The organism is uncultured Lutibacter sp. (assembly GCF_947495725.1).
GTDB lineage: Bacteria > Bacteroidota > Bacteroidia > Flavobacteriales > Flavobacteriaceae > Lutibacter.
In genome coordinates, this window is record NZ_CANLZZ010000001.1 from 682,265 (window position 1) to 702,175 (window position 19,911).

Annotated in this window: 16 protein-coding genes; 4 read left to right on the plus strand and 12 right to left on the minus strand. The window is 28.4% G+C overall.

Going from position 1 to position 19,911, the window contains the following annotated elements; all coding sequences use genetic code 11:
* Positions 1–103 precede the first annotated feature (103 nt).
* From gdhA (Q0776_RS02845) to gdhA (Q0776_RS02855), 3 genes are all read right to left on the minus strand, one after another.
* Positions 104–1,441, minus strand: a complete 1,338-nt coding sequence (gene gdhA, locus Q0776_RS02845) for an NADP-specific glutamate dehydrogenase (protein ID WP_298364853.1) — start codon at positions 1,439–1,441, stop codon at positions 104–106.
* A gap of 53 nt (positions 1,442–1,494) precedes the next feature.
* Entirely contained in the window at positions 1,495–4,527 is a 3,033-nt protein-coding gene (locus Q0776_RS02850; protein WP_298364854.1) for a PEP/pyruvate-binding domain-containing protein, read from the minus strand.
* Positions 4,528–4,639: 112 nt separating this feature from the next.
* Positions 4,640–5,983, minus strand: a complete 1,344-nt coding sequence (gene gdhA / locus Q0776_RS02855) for an NADP-specific glutamate dehydrogenase (RefSeq protein WP_298364855.1) — start codon at positions 5,981–5,983, stop codon at positions 4,640–4,642.
* A gap of 261 nt (positions 5,984–6,244) precedes the next feature.
* On the opposite strand from gdhA (Q0776_RS02855), the gene pheS reads away from it, so the two are divergent.
* Genes pheS through Q0776_RS02870 form a run of 3 tightly spaced genes read left to right on the plus strand, consistent with a single transcriptional unit; the run spans position 6,245 to position 8,783 of the window.
* Positions 6,245–7,264 (plus strand): phenylalanine--tRNA ligase subunit alpha, encoded by a 1,020-nt coding sequence (gene pheS, locus Q0776_RS02860; RefSeq protein WP_298364857.1) that lies wholly within the window; start codon positions 6,245–6,247, stop codon positions 7,262–7,264.
* Between the two features lie 46 nt (positions 7,265–7,310).
* On the plus strand, positions 7,311–7,712 hold the full coding sequence (locus Q0776_RS02865; RefSeq protein WP_298364859.1) for a hypothetical protein: 402 nt from the start codon (positions 7,311–7,313) through the stop codon (positions 7,710–7,712).
* An 18-nt stretch (positions 7,713–7,730) separates the two neighbouring features.
* Positions 7,731–8,783, plus strand: coding sequence for a lactonase family protein (locus Q0776_RS02870; RefSeq protein WP_298364860.1), 1,053 nt, complete (start codon positions 7,731–7,733; stop codon positions 8,781–8,783).
* On the opposite strand, the gene Q0776_RS02875 is transcribed toward Q0776_RS02870, so the two are convergent.
* From Q0776_RS02875 to Q0776_RS02915, 9 genes are all read right to left on the minus strand, one after another.
* The gene (locus Q0776_RS02875; protein ID WP_298364861.1) at positions 8,772–9,659 is read right to left on the minus strand and encodes a hypothetical protein; all 888 of its coding nucleotides are present in this window, start codon (positions 9,657–9,659) and stop codon (positions 8,772–8,774) included. The two genes, Q0776_RS02870 and Q0776_RS02875, sit on opposite strands and share 12 nt — an antisense overlap.
* A 72-nt stretch (positions 9,660–9,731) precedes the next feature.
* Positions 9,732–10,148: a response regulator gene (locus tag Q0776_RS02880; protein WP_298364862.1), complete on the minus strand. Its 417-nt coding sequence runs from the start codon at positions 10,146–10,148 to the stop codon at positions 9,732–9,734.
* 6 nt (positions 10,149–10,154) lie between these two features.
* A complete protein-coding gene (locus Q0776_RS02885) occupies positions 10,155–12,134 on the minus strand; it encodes an ATP-binding protein (protein WP_298364863.1) in 1,980 nt (659 codons plus the stop codon).
* A 78-nt stretch (positions 12,135–12,212) separates the two neighbouring features.
* On the minus strand, positions 12,213–12,629 hold the full coding sequence (locus Q0776_RS02890; RefSeq protein ID WP_298364864.1) for a response regulator: 417 nt from the start codon (positions 12,627–12,629) through the stop codon (positions 12,213–12,215).
* Positions 12,630–12,637: 8 nt separating this feature from the next.
* Positions 12,638–15,244, minus strand: a complete 2,607-nt coding sequence (locus tag Q0776_RS02895) for a PAS domain S-box protein (RefSeq protein WP_298364865.1) — start codon at positions 15,242–15,244, stop codon at positions 12,638–12,640.
* A 280-nt stretch (positions 15,245–15,524) separates the two neighbouring features.
* Positions 15,525–16,052 carry a menaquinone-dependent protoporphyrinogen IX dehydrogenase gene (hemG, locus tag Q0776_RS02900; RefSeq protein WP_298364867.1) on the minus strand — a complete coding sequence of 176 codons (528 nt, stop codon included), beginning with the start codon at positions 16,050–16,052 and terminating at the stop codon, positions 15,525–15,527.
* A 122-nt stretch (positions 16,053–16,174) separates the two neighbouring features.
* Entirely contained in the window at positions 16,175–16,366 is a 192-nt protein-coding gene (locus Q0776_RS02905) for a cold shock domain-containing protein (RefSeq protein ID WP_298364868.1), read from the minus strand.
* 91 nt (positions 16,367–16,457) lie between these two features.
* The gene (locus Q0776_RS02910; protein WP_298364869.1) at positions 16,458–17,453 is read right to left on the minus strand and encodes an NAD(P)H-dependent glycerol-3-phosphate dehydrogenase; all 996 of its coding nucleotides are present in this window, start codon (positions 17,451–17,453) and stop codon (positions 16,458–16,460) included.
* Positions 17,454–17,504: 51 nt separating this feature from the next.
* Positions 17,505–18,374, minus strand: coding sequence for a fructosamine kinase family protein (locus tag Q0776_RS02915; protein WP_298364871.1), 870 nt, complete (start codon positions 18,372–18,374; stop codon positions 17,505–17,507).
* A 77-nt stretch (positions 18,375–18,451) separates the two neighbouring features.
* Between Q0776_RS02915 and Q0776_RS02920 the strand changes: the two genes are divergently transcribed.
* A complete protein-coding gene (locus tag Q0776_RS02920) occupies positions 18,452–19,909 on the plus strand; it encodes a polysaccharide biosynthesis C-terminal domain-containing protein (RefSeq protein ID WP_298364873.1) in 1,458 nt (485 codons plus the stop codon).
* Positions 19,910–19,911 lie beyond the last annotated feature (2 nt).

The window sequence follows — 19,911 nt, forward strand, 5'->3', positions numbered from 1 at the left end:
ATGACACTTATACTCTGTCATTCTGAATGAAGAGAAACGAAATGAAGAATCTCATTTTTGGGAAGCATAAGATTCTTCGCTATCGTTAAAAATGATATTTTTTTTAGATTACTCCTAAATCTAACATCGAATCTGCGACCTTAATAAAACCAGCAATATTTGCACCTTTTACATAGTTGATATAACCATCTTCTTCGGTTCCATATTTTTCACAAGCTGTATGAATTGAAGCCATAATTTGATGTAATTTAGCATCAACTTCTTCTTTTGTCCAGTTTAATTTCATGGCATTTTGCGACATTTCAAGTCCAGAAACCGCAACTCCACCTGCATTTGCTGCTTTTCCAGGAGCAAATGGTATTTTGTTGTTGTGAAATACATCAATAGCTTCTGGAGTACATCCCATATTGGAAACCTCAGCAATGTACTGAACTCCATTAGCAACTAATTGTGCCGCATCTTCACCGTTCAATTCGTTTTGAATTGCAGATGGCATTGCAATATCACAAGGTACTTCCCAAGGTTTTTTCCCTGGGAAAAATTCAGCTTCTGGAAATTCTTCAACATACGGAGAAACAATATCATTATTAGATGCTCTTAAAGCTAATAGATAATCTATTTTATTTTCATCTAAACCATCTTTGTCATATACATATCCATCAGGTCCAGAAATTGTTACTACTTTACCTCCAAGTTCGGTAACTTTTAAAGCCACACCCCAAGTTACGTTTCCAAAACCCGATAAACAAATTGTTTTTCCTTCAAAAGAATCGTTCTTCGTTTTTAACATATCTTGTGTAAAATACGTCGCTCCAAAACCTGTTGCTTCCGGACGAATTAATGAGCCTCCCCAATTTAAACCTTTACCAGTTAAAACACCTGCATTTTCTTGTTGTAACTTTTTGTACATTCCGTACATAAAGCCAATTTCTCTACCTCCCGTTCCAATATCTCCCGCAGGAACATCGGTACTTGGTCCAATTACACGCCAAAGTTCTAACATAAACGCCTGACAAAAACGCATAATCTCGTTATCCGATTTTCCTTTTGGGTTAAAATCAGATCCTCCTTTTCCACCACCCATTGGCAATGTTGTTAAGGCATTTTTAAAAATTTGTTCAAACCCTAAAAACTTAAGAATACTTAAATTTACACTTGGATGTAAACGAATTCCTCCTTTATATGGCCCAATTGCGTTATTAAATTGAACCCTGTGTCCTAAATTCACCTGAACATTCCCTTCATCATCTAGCCAAGCTACTCTAAAAGTTAATATTCTATCTGGTTCAACCAAACGTTCAATAATTTTTGCTGCCTCGTACTGTGGGTTTTCGTTGTATATTGTTTCAATAGACTCTAATACCTCATGCACTGCTTGTAAGTACTCCTTTTCACCAGGATGTTTGGTTTCAAGATTTGTTAATATTTCTTGTACATTCATAATTTACTGTTATTACCTATTAAAATTAATTTTTTTATTTATCATATTTAGTATTACATAAAACCATCTGGAGGTAAATCATCTATTAATTGTTCTAATGAAACCTCTTTTTCTTTTGGTTTTATTCCTTCTTTATAAATTGCTGCTTTGTTGCTTTTTCCTTCAATTATAACGTGCAACGGATGTTTAAATTGAATATGTCTTAAATATGTATCTTCATATACAGCTTCTTGGTTGTTTAAATAATCCAAATCGAAAAAACCATCTCCAATTGAAGGGTTAATGGTTAAATACCCTACTTTAAATGAGGTTAAATTCTGAAAAAAATGTGTTCCCTGACTTGGGTCTATTCTAAAATCATTCAATCCCGCCTCAACAATAATTTTTGCTGCTGAAATTTGCGGCCAAATAACTGGAATTCCCAACCACGGATCACTTGAACCCCATCTTCCCGGACCTACTAATATATATTGTTTTTCTTCTTCTCTAAATTTTTTATTAATTGTTTCTACAGCTACTGCTATTTCACGTGTATTCGCAGAATTAAAGGTTTCGGGTTTTACATAAACAAAGTCGTATATATGATCGTATTTTCCATTTCCTAAAGCCGATTCAGAATAAATAATGGATTCTTCATTTTTAAATTCATCAGGAATTTTAGTTTTATTATCATTACTTTCAACAATTGGTCTAATTTGTAAAAAGCTAAACTCTTTTGGCTCTCCTTTAGGAACATCAAGTTTTACGGCAAACTCAATTTCTATTGGACTTCGCATTTCTCGTTGTCCAATACGCAATAAATCTTTTAAAATTTCTGGCAACGGAAATGTATTGTATTTTAAAACATTATCAAAAGTAATTACTCGAATTCCGTCGTGCATAACTCCCGGTTTAATAACGTTATTTTGTAAATCGTAGGTAGAAGCTACATATTTTAAAGAACCGTGTTTCTCTGCTCTTCTTATGGTTATTTTCTTTTTATTAATAGCCTCACTTGTTGAAGTTTCGTAACTATCCGGATTCATATCTAAACCATAGAAATATTGCTGTGTATCTCGTTGAGTTGATCCAGGAGACGACAATTGCAACACCTTTTTAGAATGATATGGCGAAAAACGCAATGTTTTTCCTCCGCCAACAATAATTTCACCCAAACCTAAAGCAATATTTGCTATTCCTTCGTTTGGTTTTTCATTTCCTATTGGATAAAAATTAATTGAACGCGCAACACCTGAAATATTTGGGTAGTAAACATCTTCATATTGTTTTCCAATAACTTCTTGTAAAATTACTGCCATTTTACCTTCTTCAATTGTATGAGAAGTAGCATTTAGATATACCTTACTGTTTTCAAAAAATGAGGAAGCCATCACCGATTTTACTGCGTCGCAAACCATATCCAACATTTTATCAATTTTTGTGTTTGGCAACATATATGTTGAAAAAATACCTGCAAATGGCTGATAATGTGAATCTTCCAAAACACTTGATGATCTAATTGCTATTGGACAAGTAGTAACTTTTAAAAATGCCTTAATATCTTCAACAACCCATTTTGGTAGTTTTTTTTCAATAAATTTTTGTAAAATTTCTTCGTCGTTATTACATTTTCCAACCAGTCCTATTAGTTTATGAGTTTCAATAAATTCATCGAATACTTCGGTACTTAAAACCACAGTTCTTGGAATTGAAATTTTTACATCTTCAAAATGTTGTCTTAATTTATGACGTTTTAAAAATGAATCGATAAAGGCAAGTCCTCTTCCTTTTCCTCCTAATGATCCGTCTCCTATTCTAGAAAAACCTAAATATACATCGTATTTATTTTTGTTGAATTTAGAAATTATTCCTCTTGCTCTAAATCCACGATACGCTTTAATTGCACTTATTAAATACAATCTTGCTTCTTCAGAATCTTCAAAATCGTGATATTCTACTTTACTAAACAAATCGGCCAAAGGAAATAAAACCCTTGATTTTAACCATTTCGAATACTCACTTCTAATAGCGTGGTAAGCAATAGACTCTGGTGTTACCGTTGCTAAGGCTTTTTGAAAAGCTGTTAAATCTTTTACGGTAGCCAATACCTTTTTTTGTTTAGGATCCCAAAATTCGAAATCTCCAAAAGAAAAATATTGATTGATATAATTTTTTATTTCTTCCTCTAAAGTTTCAGTATGCTTGTATAAAAACTTCCCTTTTAATTCTAAAGCGTATTTTTCATTATCACTGTTAGAAGACTGTATTAAAAATGGGAAATATCTTTTAAAACTTCGAACATATTCTAAAAAATGAAAGCCCGCTTTTGCATCACGCACACCATTTCTAAAATATGACACATCGGAAATAACACCTAAAAGGCTGTTTTTATATTCTTTAAATAGATGTAAACCTTCTTCATAGTTGGTAGCTAATAATATTTTTGGTCTACCACGCATTAGCATCATAGTTCTATGCGCATTTAACCCTTCAGACATAAATGATCGGGTTTGTTTCAGCAATATTTTGTAAAAAATTGGTAAATATTTTGAATAGAATTTTAACGAATCTTCTACTAATAAAATAGCTTTTACGCCTATTTCATTAATGTCTTTTTCGGCGTTCATTCTATCTTCTGTTAGTTTTATAATTGCCAAAATAATATCTGCATTTCCATTCCAATGAAAAACGTAATCTATAACTCCAGAACTCTCTTTACTTAATTTTTCTCTTAATTGAGTAGAATAGTGACTAATTGCCGCAATAGGAACATTTGGAAATGCCGCTTTTATTTTTTTTGAAGTTTCAATAGTTTTAAAATTACCAATATCTAACCAGGTTATTACCAAATCTATTTTTTGAGTTTCCATTGCAATAATGGCTCTTTTAGCCGAATTTGCATGTTCAAAACTTGGTGGGTAACGTAAATTTAAAGCTGTATATTCATTAAAAATACGCTCATCAATTCTTCCATCTTCTTCCAACATATAATAATCGTAGTTAGAACAAACTATAAGAATTTTATAAATTCGATTTTGCATTAATTGATCAAATGCAACATCTTCAAATTCATAAGACTTTAAATCGGGAAGCGGATTTTTAACCATTTTATAAAATAGTGGTGATTTGTATATGCAATATAATACTTTAAACTAAACAATATTTAATTAAAAAAGGGCTACAAAGTGTAACCCCTTTTTACAATTAAAAATAAAAAGATTAAACAACACCTTGAGCCAACATTGCATCGGCAACTTTAACAAAACCTGCAATATTTGCACCTGTTACATAATCTACATAACCGTCATCTTGTTTTCCGTACTTTATACAGTTTTTATGAATATTAGCCATGATTCTTTGTAATCTTTCGTCTACTTCTTCACGTGTCCATACTATACGTAATGAATTTTGTGACATTTCTAAACCAGAAGTAGCAACTCCACCCGCATTAGATGCTTTACCTGGAGCATATAATATTTTAGCTGCTTGAAATGCATGTACAGCATCTGGTTCCGAAGGCATATTAGCACCTTCACTTATTACAAAACATCCATTAGCTAATAATTTTTTGGCATCACTTAAATTTACCTCGTTTTGAGTTGCGCAAGGCATAGCTACATCGCACTTAACTCCCCAAGGTCTTTCTCCTGCAATATATTTTGCATTAGGATACTTTTCTACATATTCACTAATTCTACCTCGTTTATTATTTTTAAGTTTCATTACAAAGGCTAATTTACTTTCATCAATACCATCTTTATCATAAATATATCCTCCCGAATCTGATAAAGTAACAACTTTAGCTCCTAATTGCATTGCTTTTTCGCAAGCATACTGCGCTACGTTTCCGGATCCAGAAACAGTTACAACTTTTCCTTTTAATGTATCATTTCTAGTTTCGAGCATACTTTGTGCAAAATATACGGTTCCATAGCCTGTTGCCTCTGGACGAATTAAAGAACCACCCCAAGACATTCCTTTACCAGTTAAAACACCCGTAAATTCATTTCTTAGTTTTTTATACATTCCAAACAAGTACCCTATTTCTCTTCCTCCAACACCAATATCACCTGCTGGAATATCTGTATTTGGACCAATATGACGGAATAATTCGCTCATAAAACTTTGACAAAAGCGCATAATTTCACCATCAGATTTTCCTTTTGGATCAAAATCTGCACCTCCTTTTCCACCACCCATTGGCAATGTTGTAAGTGCATTTTTAAACACTTGTTCAAAAGCTAAAAATTTAAGTATACTTAAATTTACTGTTGGATGAAATCGCAAACCTCCTTTATAAGGACCAATTGCCGAATTCATTTCAATTCTAAAACCTCTATTTACAACTATTTCACCTGAATCATCAATCCAAGGTACTCTAAACATTAATACCCTTTCTGGCTCAACCATTCTTAACAAAATATTTTTGCCATAATATATTTCATTATTCACAATATATGGAATAACTGTTTCTGCAACTTCCTCAACTGCTTGCAAAAATTCGGGTTCGAATTGGTTACGTTGCTTAACCAAATCCATAAATGCTTTTATTTTAGATTTCATAATTTATGGTGTATTAATTTGTATTATACGTAATATACTATACAAATATAGTTAATGTTTAGTGTTATATTTAATTTTTCCATATTTTTTTATGTAATAAATCTAACAAACTAAAACGTTTTCGTAACTGCTTTAAAACCTATATATTCTCAGCCATTGAAAATACTGACTTCTTTAAAAATAATTGACAAAAAGGAATCGTTTCAAAATTTAATTAAACAAAATAAAAATGTGTAAATTTGCACCCTAATTTTACATAAAATGTTAGACAAAGTAAAAGAACTGATTGGTGAAGTTTCTGCATTTAATGCTGGAACTAAAGAAGAAATTGAAGCTTTTAGAATTAAATATTTAGGAAGTAAAGGTTTACTTAAAGATTTATTTGCTGAATTTAAAAATGTTGATGCTGAATTACGTAAAGATTTTGGTAAAGCTTTAAATAATTTAAAAAAAGCCGCTGAAGATAAAGTATCTTCTTTGAATGAAGTTATTGACAATAAAGTTGAAGACAAAGGTTTTTATGGAGATTTAACACGTCCTGAAGAACCAATTGAATTAGGATCACATCATCCAATTTCAATTGTTCGAAATAAAATTATAGAAGTATTTTCTAAAGTTGGTTTTACAGTTTCAGAAGGACCTGAAATTGAAGATGACTGGCATAATTTTACAGCTTTAAACTTACCTGAATATCATCCAGCACGAGATATGCAGGATACATTTTTTATTGAAACGGATCCAGATATTTTATTAAGAACACATACTTCTTCGGTACAAGTTCGTTACATGGAAAATCATAAACCACCTATTAGAACTATTTCTCCTGGTAGAGTTTTTAGAAATGAAGATATTTCGGCTCGTGCACATTGTATTTTTCATCAAGTAGAAGGATTGTACATTGATACCGATGTTTCATTTGCCGATTTAAAACAAGCTTTGTTATATTTTACAAAAGAAATGTTTGGGAAATCTAAAATTCGTTTACGTCCATCTTATTTTCCTTTCACCGAGCCAAGTGCAGAAGTTGATATTTACTGGGGATTGGAAACTGAAACCGATTATAAAATTACAAAAGGAACTGGTTGGTTAGAAATTATGGGATGTGGAATGGTTGACCCTAACGTTTTAAAAAATGCCAATATAGATCCTGAAGTTTATAGTGGATATGCGTTTGGAATGGGAATTGAACGAATTGCAATGTTATTGTATCAAATACCAGACATTAGAATGTTTTACGAGAACGATGTTCGTTTCTTAGAGCAATTTAAATCTGTAATATAAATTATTAAATTCCGCTCAAGAGCGGAATTTTTCTTTTTAATTTAGTATGAAAAAAGATATTGAAATACCTAAAGTAAGTGATGTTTACATGGCTATTGTTAAAGAATATAATAAAGAATTTCAATGCGATGATTGGAACGCTTATATTATTAACAATAAAAATGTTGCCTTAGAAATGGTACTTATTGTTTCTAAAGGATATGATGAAGATAAATTAATTGAAACAGCTGTTTTAAGACACAAAATTGAAAAATTACCTGCAAATTCTTATGCAAAAGTGGAGTTAATACAAGAAGAATTATTTAAACTCACTAACTTTTTTAATGTTACTTTTTTTGAAGGTTCTTCTATGTATGATAAAAAATATGTTTTTGAAAAAAACACTTTAAAAGAAGGAAATTTAAGAATAATACCAATGTTAAATAAACGTGGTATATTGGTAAAATAATTATAACATTTCTTTACTATGAAATTTGTTACTTTAATCGTATTATTTTGCAGTACTCTTTTAACTGCCCAAAATATTCCTTTATATGTCGGTACTTTTACTAATGAAAATAGTGAAGGAATTTACAGCTATTCCTTTAACACTAAAACCGGAGAAATAAGCAACGAAAAACTTGTAGCCAAAATTGAAAACCCATCATTTATTTCTTTTTCTTCAGATAAAAAATTTATGTATGCGGTTAACAGAGATAGTAAAAATGAATTCGCAAATGCTTTTTCTGTATCAAATAATGGCGATTTAAATTTGATTAATAAAGTTGGTAGCAATGGAAAAGGCCCTTGTCATGTTCAGCTTAATAAATCCAATACTAAACTTGTGGTTTCAAATTATGGAGGCGGAACAATTTCTTTATATGATATAAATAAAAACGGAAGTTTAAATGAAGCTTTTCAGGTGTTAGATCATAATCTTCCAGAAGATAAATCTCGGGCACATTCTGCCAAATTTTTAAAAAACAGTTTATTTATTGCCGATCTTGGACGTGATTTTTTAGCTCACTACAACGAAAATAAAAATCTATTTAAATTAAAAGAAAATTATAAAATGAAAGATGGTGCAGGTCCACGACATTTTGAAATTTCTAAAAAAGGAAAATATATTTATGTAATAAACGAGTTAAATGCAACGGTTTCAGTTTTAAAGAAAACTAAAAAAACCTACACTAACATACAAGATATTAGTACTTTAAGAGCTGATTATTCGGGTAAAAATTCTTGTGCTGATATTCACCTATCTAAAAATGAACAATTTTTATATGGGTCAAACAGAGGTGAAAATAGCATTGTTGTTTTTAAAAGAAACAAAAAAGATGGAACATTAGAAAAAATTCAAAGTATAAGCGTTCACGGAGATTGGCCTAGAAATTTTTCGTTAAGTCCAGACGGGAATTTTATGCTTGTTGCCAACAGAAAAAGCAATAATATAAGTGTTTACAATGTTAATAAAATTTCAGGAAAACTTTCATTTTTACAAAGTTTTGAATCTAAAACACCAGTTTGTTTATTGTTTTAATTCGAAATAAAAAATGTTTTCAGAATCGTTATATCTCGAAGTTGTTAAGTAACCTTTTTTATCATCAATAAACAGCACTCCCAAATCGTCAAAATCGGAGTTTAGCGCATCCATTAACTTTGGAATTTTCCATATTCCGTTCTCTTTAATTAATTTATAAATATTAAAAACACCAGATTCTCTAATAACATTACTTAATAAAGTTTCACCTTTTTTATTGGTATATTGCACTCTATAGGTTTTTTCTTCATTTGATTTTGAAGAAAAATAAATAGTATTTTCATTAAATATAACAGGATTTATAATTTCATGTGTAGGTTGGCAAATAAACAACACATCGCTTTTTTCCCATTCATTGTTTTCATTTCTTTTTAATTCTAATAAATGTAAAGAATTTTGCTCGTTTGAAACAACAACCATTGTAGAACCATCTTTTGAAATAGTTGGATATGTATAAGAATACTCTTTGTTGCAAAATTTTAAAGCTTGAACCGATTTTAGTTTAAATTCATTCAAAACACCTTTATAAATTGCAAAATTAAAATCGCCATACGAATTTATTTTTTTGGAAATTCCTGTAAAGTAAACTTCATCATTAAATATTGCAAGTGCTCCAAGGCTGTATTTATTGCCCGTTTTTAGTTTAATAGATTTTGATTGGTGGCTTTTATAAAGTAACCTGTAGGTTTCTAAATTATGGTTAGAAGCATAAATTAAACCTTCTTTATACATTGCAGGAAAAATATTTCCTTCAGAATGTAATGATATGTGAGTTTCAAAAAGTTTTATATCATTATTTTCACTTATAAGTAACTTTTCTTGGCAGTTTAAATAGTTTATAAATAAAAATAAAATTATAAATATGCTATTTTTCATATTATGTACCATCTTAAATATTGAAAGTGAAAATCAACTAAACTAATGTATACGCCTTTAATTTACATCCTCTTATAAATAATCTTCAAAATGTTCTTTTAAAATCTCTTGCATTAACTCAATTGTTAATGGTTTGTTTTGAAAACCACTAACTTCAGTAATGTTTTTAGATTTAGCTAAATCATCTGGATTTAAGGAAGAAGTTAACATTACCAATACTATTTTTCCTTTTTTACTTTCATCGAGCTTATGATATTCTTCAAGGAATTCCCATCCATTCATACCAGGCATATTAATATCTAAAAAAATAAGATCCGGTTGAGGGTGTTTTCCTTCCCTTGTAGATTCGAGATACTCGAGGGCTTGTATACCGTTTTCAGCCATTTCTATTTTTTCGGCACAACCAACTTTATTAATAACCCATTCATGAATAAAATTTATTGCATCATCATCATCAATAAGTAAAATACAGTTCAATTTTTTCTTCATATTTATTTAATTTAAGTTTATTGGAATTGTAAAATAAAAAGTTGTTCCATCTCCCAATTTTGAATCTACCCAAATTTCTCCTCCGTGTAAATATACAATTTTATCGCAATGTGCCAACCCAATGCCTGTTCCGTCAAAATTACCTCTTCTATTTAACCTTTGAAAAATCCCAAAAATATTACGGTTATTTAAATTTTCAATTCCAATACCATTATCTGTAACAGAGAACTTCCAATATTGGTCAATTTTATCTACTGAAACTTTAATTTGAGGATTAAGACCTTTTTTATGAAATTTTATAGCGTTGCTTATTAAGTTTAAAAATAACAAATGAAGTTCATTTTTATAAACTTTTATTGTTGGTAATTTTTCTACCTCTATTGTTGCATTTGTATTTTTTATATCATCTGAAAGGTCATTAATTATTATAGTTTTTAATATTTCGTTAATATCAACATCTTCTAAAACTTTATTAGCTCCAATACGAGAATAATCTAAAAGACCTTTTATTAAACTACTCATTCTATTAGTAGATCTATCAATAAAATTTATACAATTATTAGTTACTTCATCTATTTCATTGATTTGTTTTTGCTTTAAAATATTTACCATTCCTCGAATAGATCGTAATGGTTCTTGTAAATCATGTGAAGCAATATATGTAAATTGTTCTATTTCCTTATTTTTAAGTTGTAGGTTCTCGTATTGCGATGAAAGCATTGTAAGCCTAGTAATATCTTGTCTTATTGTAAGAAATTGATAAATTTCACCTTTTTCATTTTTAAATGGAATAATTGAGGTATGAACCCAATAAAAACTGCCATCTTTTGCCTTATTTTTTACTCCACCAATCCAAACTTCACCACTTTTAATTGTGCTCCAAAGTTCTTTAAAAAATGCTTTTGAATGATGTCCTGAATTAATCACTCTATGCGTTTTTCCAACGAGCTCTTCTCTGCTGTATTGGGAAATTTCGCATAACTTATCATTTACAGATGTAATTACACCATTTACATCTGTGGTTGCAACAATAGAACTTTCATCTAAAGCTTGTTTAAATTGATTTAATTCAAAATTAGTTTGATATAATGAGTTTTTAAAAACTTCTCTTTCTAAATCTCTTTTATTTATTCGAACAGCAATACCAATTATATAAATTATAGAAACTATTAAAGCAATAATTGTATAAATAATAAATCCAATATTAAAGCTAACAATGTTATTGTTTACTAAATATAATAAGGTAAAACCCATTAACAAAATCATTATAAAGTTATAAGGCGCTATTATTCTTATTAATTTACTTCCTGCGTATTTACTTAAAATTAAATTGTAAAATTTTTTGGATGCATTTTTTAAAGAAAGTATACTAGAAAATAAGAAAAATATTAATGCGGCTTGAAAGCTTGTTGAATTAATAAAGTTTAAATTTTTTCCTCCAGTAATTTGTAATAAAAACCCTAAAACTAAGAATAATGAGCATAATATAATAGCTATAAAAACAAGTTGAGTTCGCTTCCTCGTTTGTTTCTTCTTAGATTGCATTCCCCAAATTGCAATTGCTAAAACTAAAAACCCAATGGCAGTAATTGGAGACATTCTTCCAGGTAAAATTGTTGTAGAAGTATCTTCAATAAATATAGTGTCAACTCCTAAATTAACGTTAAAAACATACTGAAATAAAGTTAAAATGGCTATAATTAGTACTATACTAATTAAAATTTTATTTAAGGGTTTATAATAGTTGCTTTTTTTTATAAAAAACAATACACATATACTTAGTAAAAAAAATGATAATGCGGTATTAAATTTAATTGTTGGCCCTTCAGAATTTACACCTAAAATATCTTGTGTATGAAGTAACCACCCAACAAGTATCAATAAACTAATTGATAAAACAAAAAAACAAATTACTATTATTAGTGATTTAATTTTTTCATTGGAGATAGTTTTTTTTAATTTTTTGGGGTTAAAAATCTTTTTCATAATTTATTTATATAGTTTGGGGTAAAACTATTATTTGCATTAAAATTTAATATTTTGGGTTAAAATACTAAGTTTTATTTAAATCTGTCCATTGTTTTCTAAAGAATTAATAATTTTAGTAAGTTCTTCTGAATCAATGGGTTTAATAATATAATCCGATATTTCACTAATTTTTTTTGCTCTTTCAATATCTACTGGATCTACGGAAGAAGAAACCATATAAATAGTTATATTTTTCCCAACACGTGGTGCTATTTTAACATATTCTTCCATAAATTGAAAGCCATCCATTATTGGCATGTTTATGTCTAAAAAAATAAGGTCTGGTAAATCTTTAATATTTGCAATATTATCAACCATAAACTCTAATGCTTCTTCACCATCTGAAAACATAAGTACTTTTCTAGATAAATTTTGTGTATCTAAAGTTTTGGTTATTGTATATTGATAAATTTCATCATCGTCAACTATACAAATTATAAAAGGTTTTTTCATAATAAATATTAAAACGTTATTGTAAATGTTGTTCCTTCATTAACCTTACTAGATGCCATAATTGTACCACCCATAGATTCAATTTGAATTTTAGTAAGGTATAAACCAACTCCTTTTGCCTCTGCATGTCTGTGAAATGTTTTATTTAATCCAAATAATTTATGCCCATGCTTCTTTAAGTCTATGCCTAGTCCATTATCCCTTATTGTAAGTTGTAATTTACCATTATTATTGGTTGTTTTAATTAAAATTTTTGGAGGGCGGTCTTCAGATCTATATTTAATAGAATTTGTTATTAAATTTAAGAAAATACTCTCCAAATAAGTACGATTATAGGTAATGCTAGGAGCTTCAGAAAAATCACCAGATAAGTTGGTATCAGTCTCAATTATTTGACCTGTTAATATTTCCTTTGTTTTATTTAAAACATCTTTAAAAAGTATATCATCAATATTTTTAGAGCTATCATCTCTAATTTTTATGGCATCAACTAATGTATTTAATGTTGATGTTAAATGGTGAATTACTTTTTCAAATTTTTCAAATATTAAATTTTTCTCATCATCAGATTCAGACATATTATAAAAATGAAGCAACGAGTTAAGGTTACTTACAGGTGCGCGTAAATTATGAGATGTAATATGAGCAAAACTCGCTAACTGACTATTTTGATCTGTTAATTTTTCTGTAAGAATTTCAAGATTATTTTTTGCATCAATAATTATTTTTTGATTTTCAATACTAGCGCTAATATCAGTAGCAACACCAATAAAACCGGTAATTTTACCTTTTTTATTTTTAAGTGCCGTAACAATTTGTTGTACAGGAAATTTTGATCCGTCTTTTCTAACATAAGTCCATTCTCTAGACTCAGATCCTCCTTGTATTGCATTTTCTACAAAAGCATTAAACCCTCTAATATGTTTACCATAAAATTGAGATAACTCCCTACCTCGTTTAATTATTTCATCATTTAAAAGAAGTATTTGTGGAGTTTGTAGCCCAATCATTTCCTCTGCTGAATATTGTAGCATGTTTTCTGCTCCTTGATTAAAATGAGTAATTAAACCATTTTTATCTGTTCCTATAATTGAAATAGGTCCTGAGTTTAATATTGCTTTTAACTCTTCATTAACCTCATTTAATGCATTTTGTGCTTTTTTAATTTCATCAATATCCTGAAATATTCCATAAAGTCTTAGACATTTATCCTTATCAAATTCAGATTGACCAATAACACGAATCCACACAGCATTTTCTTTTGCTGTAACTAATTCTAATTCTATATCAAAAGATTCTCCATTTTCAATAGCATTAATAACAGCACTTTGTATTTTATTTCTACTCTCCCCTTCTTTATAAAAATTTATTGCTGTTTCTAAAATTGGTTTAAAATCTTTAGAAACTTCATGTATTTCGCGTGTTACTTTACTCCAAATAACTTCCCCTGAAATTAAATTTAATTCCCAAGTTCCAATACGGGCAATTTCATTTGTTTTATCTAATATTTTTTCAATTCTAAGCTTTTCTTGATCTTTCTCTTTAATATTTGTTATATCGGCAGTATACATTAATAATCCTCCAATATTTCCTTCAGAAATGTACCAAGGACGAACATCCCAAGTTATCCATTGAATAGTTCCATCTTCTCTTTCAAATGGAGCTTCATCGCATTTATTAATTGCTCCATTTAAACATTCTCTATGATGCTGTTTCCAATCATCACCTATTTCTGGGAAAATATCATAATGAGATTGCCCTATAATTTCCCTATCGTTTAACTTATAATCATCTCTCCAGCGTTGTGAAGCCGCTATGTACTTCATTTCCTTATCAAACATAGCAATTGCATTTGGAGCTTGTTCTATAAATATTTTTCCAAGTTTTGCTCCTTTTGCTATTTCGTCTTTTAGCAATTCTAGTTCATTTAAGTTATTGCTAATATTTTTTTGAGAAAGCTTTAATTCATTATTCCTTTTTTCAAGATCTTCGTTTTTATTAAATAGTTCTCGATAAAATGGTAAAATGATAAAAATATACTCTAGAATTAAAATTAGCCCAGCAAAAAAAGCTAGGAAATATATTATTTTTTTAAAATTTTGAAGTTTGTTTTCTGCGTTTTTTTGATATTCATAAACAATGGCGTCCATTATTGTTAAAAAGGATAAATCCGCCGCTTCAAGAGATTTTGTATCCTGTATGCTTGTATTCGACTCTATGTTATTTAAAATACCTCTACTATATTTTAAAATCTCGTTTTGGTAAGGTTTTATTACTTGAAATAAAGAATCGACAGTTTTAATACCATTTTTTTTATTTTTTAAGATTAAATAATTAGTAGCATTTTCCCATTCTTTTGTAAGTGAATTTAAAGTATCTCTTGTATGTAAAATTACACTTGAATCATTGGTTTTTTCGGTATTAAGAATATATGTGTGCCTTATTATTCTTTCGACTAACATACGTTGTTTACCTGAAAGGTTTATAAACTCAGCGTCTGATTTTTGTGAATTAATACTGCTCTGTACAAATAAGAGTATTAAGACTATTATTAAAATAATAGTTCCAAAAAATATTAAATATCTATTTTTTATTGATTGATTTTTTTTATTCATTTTGAACAAATTGTTAGTTTGTTTTTTAAGTTAAAAATTAGCCTTTAAAACTATTATTTTTTTAAAACTATTTAAAAAAATTAAAAAAACATTGTAACGTTTATTTTTAGCAATTTAACGTATTCTTTTTATTAATTCAGAATTCGGCAAATGTACATTATTTCACAATTTAAAAAAAATGAATTAATGTAAGTATGAAGTATAAAATATTGCTAAATATTTTTATAAAACAGAATTTTTATAAAAAATATGAAAAAATAAATAATAATGATTGACTATATTATAATTGAACTAAACGCATTCCAAACTCATTTACCTTTTCCCAGTTTGTATACTCTATTTTAGTGTTTTTATCTGTTGGTCCTTTGGTTATCCACATTATTAATTGAATCATTAACCTATCAAAAAAACCATATTTTTTATAATCTAACATTCCAGCAAATACCTCTACTATTTGAGGTTTCCAGTCAATGGTTTTAAAGAATTTTATTACATATGGATTGGTGTCGGCTTGTGCTTTTTCGGGTTTTCGAGCTACTAAATTCACCGAGAAAAAAGCAGTTTTTTTAGTATCTAATATTATTTTATTTGAATTTATAAACTCAATAATTTTTTTATGATGTAAACCATATCTAATACTAGAACCTATAATTATTTTACTAAAACTTTGTATATCTTCCTTAAAATTTTCAATTGAAAAAAGTTCTATTTGTATTCCTTTCTTATTAAAAACTGAAACTATAGCATTGCAAATTTTTAAAGTTTGACCATCAGTAGTTGAGTATATAATTCCTATTCTGTCCTTCATGCTTTAAATATTACAATTATAAAGATACCCAATTAACAACTTTGTTGTTATGATAATTGTCAATAAAAAAAGCTTGTTCAAATTGAACAAGCTTTGTACTTTAAAAAGAATTTATTTTATACTTAAATAACTTTTACGTTAACTGCATTTAAACCTTTTTTTCCTTCTTTTAGTTCAAACTCAACTGTGTCACCTTCTCTGATTTCATCAATCAGTCCTGAAATGTGCACGAAATAGTCTGTGCTTGAACCTTCTTCTGTAATAAATCCAAAACCTTTAGATTCGTTAAAAAATTTTACTGTACCTGTTTTCATTGTTAAATAATAAATTAAAGTACTAAGTTACTATTATTTCGTTATATGATAAGTTTTTTTTAAATATTTTACAATTAGTTAATTAAAAAAACTAATCTAATTTATCTGTCAATTTTTTAAATACAGTTTTAGGGTTTTCGTTTTTATACAAAATTTTATAAACTGCATTAATAATTGGAGTAAAAGCTCCATTCTTTTCATTAATTTCATAAGCACTTTTTACAGCATAATATCCTTCTGCAATCATACTCATTTCCATCATAGCACTTTTTACTGTGTAACCTTTACCAATCATATTACCAAACATTCTATTTCTACTAAATGTAGAATATCCTGTTACTAATAAATCGCCCAAATAAGCAGAATTATTAATGTTTCGTTTCATTTTATGAACCTTTTTAATAAAACGTTTCATTTCTCTAATTGAGTTGGACATTAAAACAGATTGAAAATTATCTCCATATCCCAAACCATGTGCTATTCCAGCAGCAATTGCATATATATTTTTAAGCATTGCCGCATATTCGGTACCAATAATATCATCAGAAATTTTTGTTTTTATATAATTACTCGAAAGGTAATTACTTAAAAGTGTTGCTTTTTCTTGATCAATACAAGCAATAGTTAAATAGGATAAACGTTCCATGGCAACTTCTTCAGCATGACAAGGACCTGTTATAACTCCAATATTTTCTAAAGGAACACCTAGTTTTTGGTTAAAATGCTCACCAACTATTAAACCGCTTTCTGGAATAATTCCTTTAATGGCTGAAAAAACTATTTTTGAGGATAAACTTTGTTCTATTTTGTCAAATTCGGCTTTTACAAATGCCGATGGAATTGCAAAAATTAAAATATCTGCATAATCAACCATTTTATTTATATCGCTCGATAAAAACAATTGGTTAACATTAAAAGTAGCTGAACTAATGTAATTAGGATTGTGTTCGTTTTCAATAATATATTCTACAACATTCTGATTTCTAACATACCAACCAACTTGCTCCAAATTTTCGCACAACATTTTAACAATTGCAGTTGCCCAACTTCCGCTTCCAAATACGGCAATTTTAGGGTTTTTACTCATTTTTTAAGGTTTAGTTTGGTCAAAAGTAAATAAATTGAAACAATTGAATACTTAAAATTCTGTTATTATATTCTCAATACTTTCTAAATAAGAATTACCAAACATATTTAAATGAACCATAAGTGGATACAAATGATAAAAATTATTACGAAGATTAAAACAAGGTTCTAATGGATATATTTCGTGATATTTCTTATAAAATTCTTCTGTAAAACCACCAAATAATTGAGTCATTGCAATATCCACTTCTCTATGACCATAATAAACCGCCGGATCAATCAATACGGCGTTTTCATTTTTTGAACATATATAATTTCCATGCCATAAATCGCCATGAACAGCAGCAGGTTTTTCAATAGGAAATATTTCAGGAATTTTTGCGTACAAACCATCAAACTGTTTTACATGTTTCAATTTAAGTTTGTTTGAATCAAAAGCTAATTTAACTTGAGGCCTTAATCTGTTTTCAATAAAAAAATCAGAAAAACTGTCGTAAAAACAATTGTTTTGTGGTAATTGACCCATAAAATTAGAATATTCTAGTCCAAACTTATCATTTTTTTGTTTATGTAAATTAACAAGTTGAACGGCAAAATTCTCCCAAAATTTATTTGTTTCTTTTCCATTATCAATCCACTCTAACACTAAATAAATAGAATCTTCAAAAGTGCCTTCAATAATAATATTTGGAGTTAAAGCGCTTTTACTTTCTAAAAATTGAAGACCTAAAACTTCTTCTTTAAATCCATTTGTAAAAACAGTTGTATTATTAGTTTTAACAAAATAAGTTAGATTTTTTGTTGAAACTTTAAACGTATTATTAATTGAACCTCCACCAATTGATTGCCAATTATAGTTACATTTGGTTTTTAATTGTTTGTCTAAACAACTTTCGATATAATCTCTAAATTTTGAATCCATATTGCATAATTAATGGGTAAAATTAATACTAATAGCTTTAATTTTTTACATTTATACATTATTTTATAAAATCCAATTTGAGCGCACTTAAACGTTTTTTTAAAGACACTATTATTTATGGTATTGCTGCGGTCTTACCGAGAGTAATTAATTTTCTGTTAGTTAAAGTTCATACAGATGCTTTGCCAAAAAGTAATTATGCTGAAAATGCAAACTTTTATATTTGGGCTGCACTATTTTCGGTTCTCTTAACTTTTGGTTTCGAAACTGCTTTTTTTAGATTTTATAAGGATGAAAAACAAAAAGATGCTTTAGTTTCTACATCATTTATAAGTTTATGTATTTCAGCAATAATATTTGTAATTGCAATTTTTACCTTCGCCGACTTTTTTATTGAATTTTTCGATTTTAAAACCAATCCTTTACAATTAAAGTTATTTATTGGAATAATGGCAATTGATACCTTGGCGGTTATACCATTTGCTTTTTTAAGAGCGTCTAACAAACCTATAAAGTATGCAACAATTAAATTAATTAATGTTGCAATAATTGTAACAATTAACCTAATATTTTTAAAATTTATTCCCCAATTTTTATCTGAAGGAAAAGAGGTTCCGTCCATTTTAAAAAACCTATTTGAAAACACTTATATTGTTAATTTTATTTTTATAGCTAACATAATTGGAAGTATTGTGTCACTGTTAATTTTATTACCAATTTTGTTTAGATTTAAGTGGAGTTTTGATACTTCAATTCTTAAAAAAATGATAAATTATAGCTGGCCTATTGCAGTAGCAGGCGTTGCATACGTTATTAACGAAAACCTTGATAAAATATTAATTGGACGATTGTTAGACAAGAATGCAATGGGAGTTTATGCGGCTTGTTATAAACTTGCTATTTTTATGAACTTATACATTATGGCTTTTAGATTAGGAGCCGAACCATTCTTTTTTAACCACTCAACAAATAAAAATGCAAAAGAAACATACGCTACAATTCTAAACTATTTTATAATTATTGGCGCCTTAGTTTTTGTTGGAATTGTAGTTTTTATCGACATTTTAAAAGTTCCATTTATTAATAAAAATTACTGGGATGCCATAATTATTGTTCCTGTAGTGCTATTAGCTAACTTATTTTTGGGAATTTATCATAACCTTGCAATCTGGTATAAATTAACAGACAAAACTAGATTTGCAATGTATTTCTCCATTATTGGAGCAATAATAACCATTATTTTTAACATTGTTTTTATCCCAAAAATTGGATTTATGGCTTCAGCTTGGGCAACACTATTTGCTTATGGAATTATGATGTTGTTGTCTTATTTTATTGGAAAAAAACACTATCCTGTTCCATATAATATTAAAAGATCTGGAAGTTATTTAATAGTTTCGATAATTATATCCTATATTTCTTTTAATTTTTTTAGAGAAAATTATTGGGTTTCATTTGGATTGTTATTGTTATTTTTTGCCCTTATTTTTTACAATGAGAAAAAAGAAATTTTGAAAATTTTAAAAAGGAATTAGAT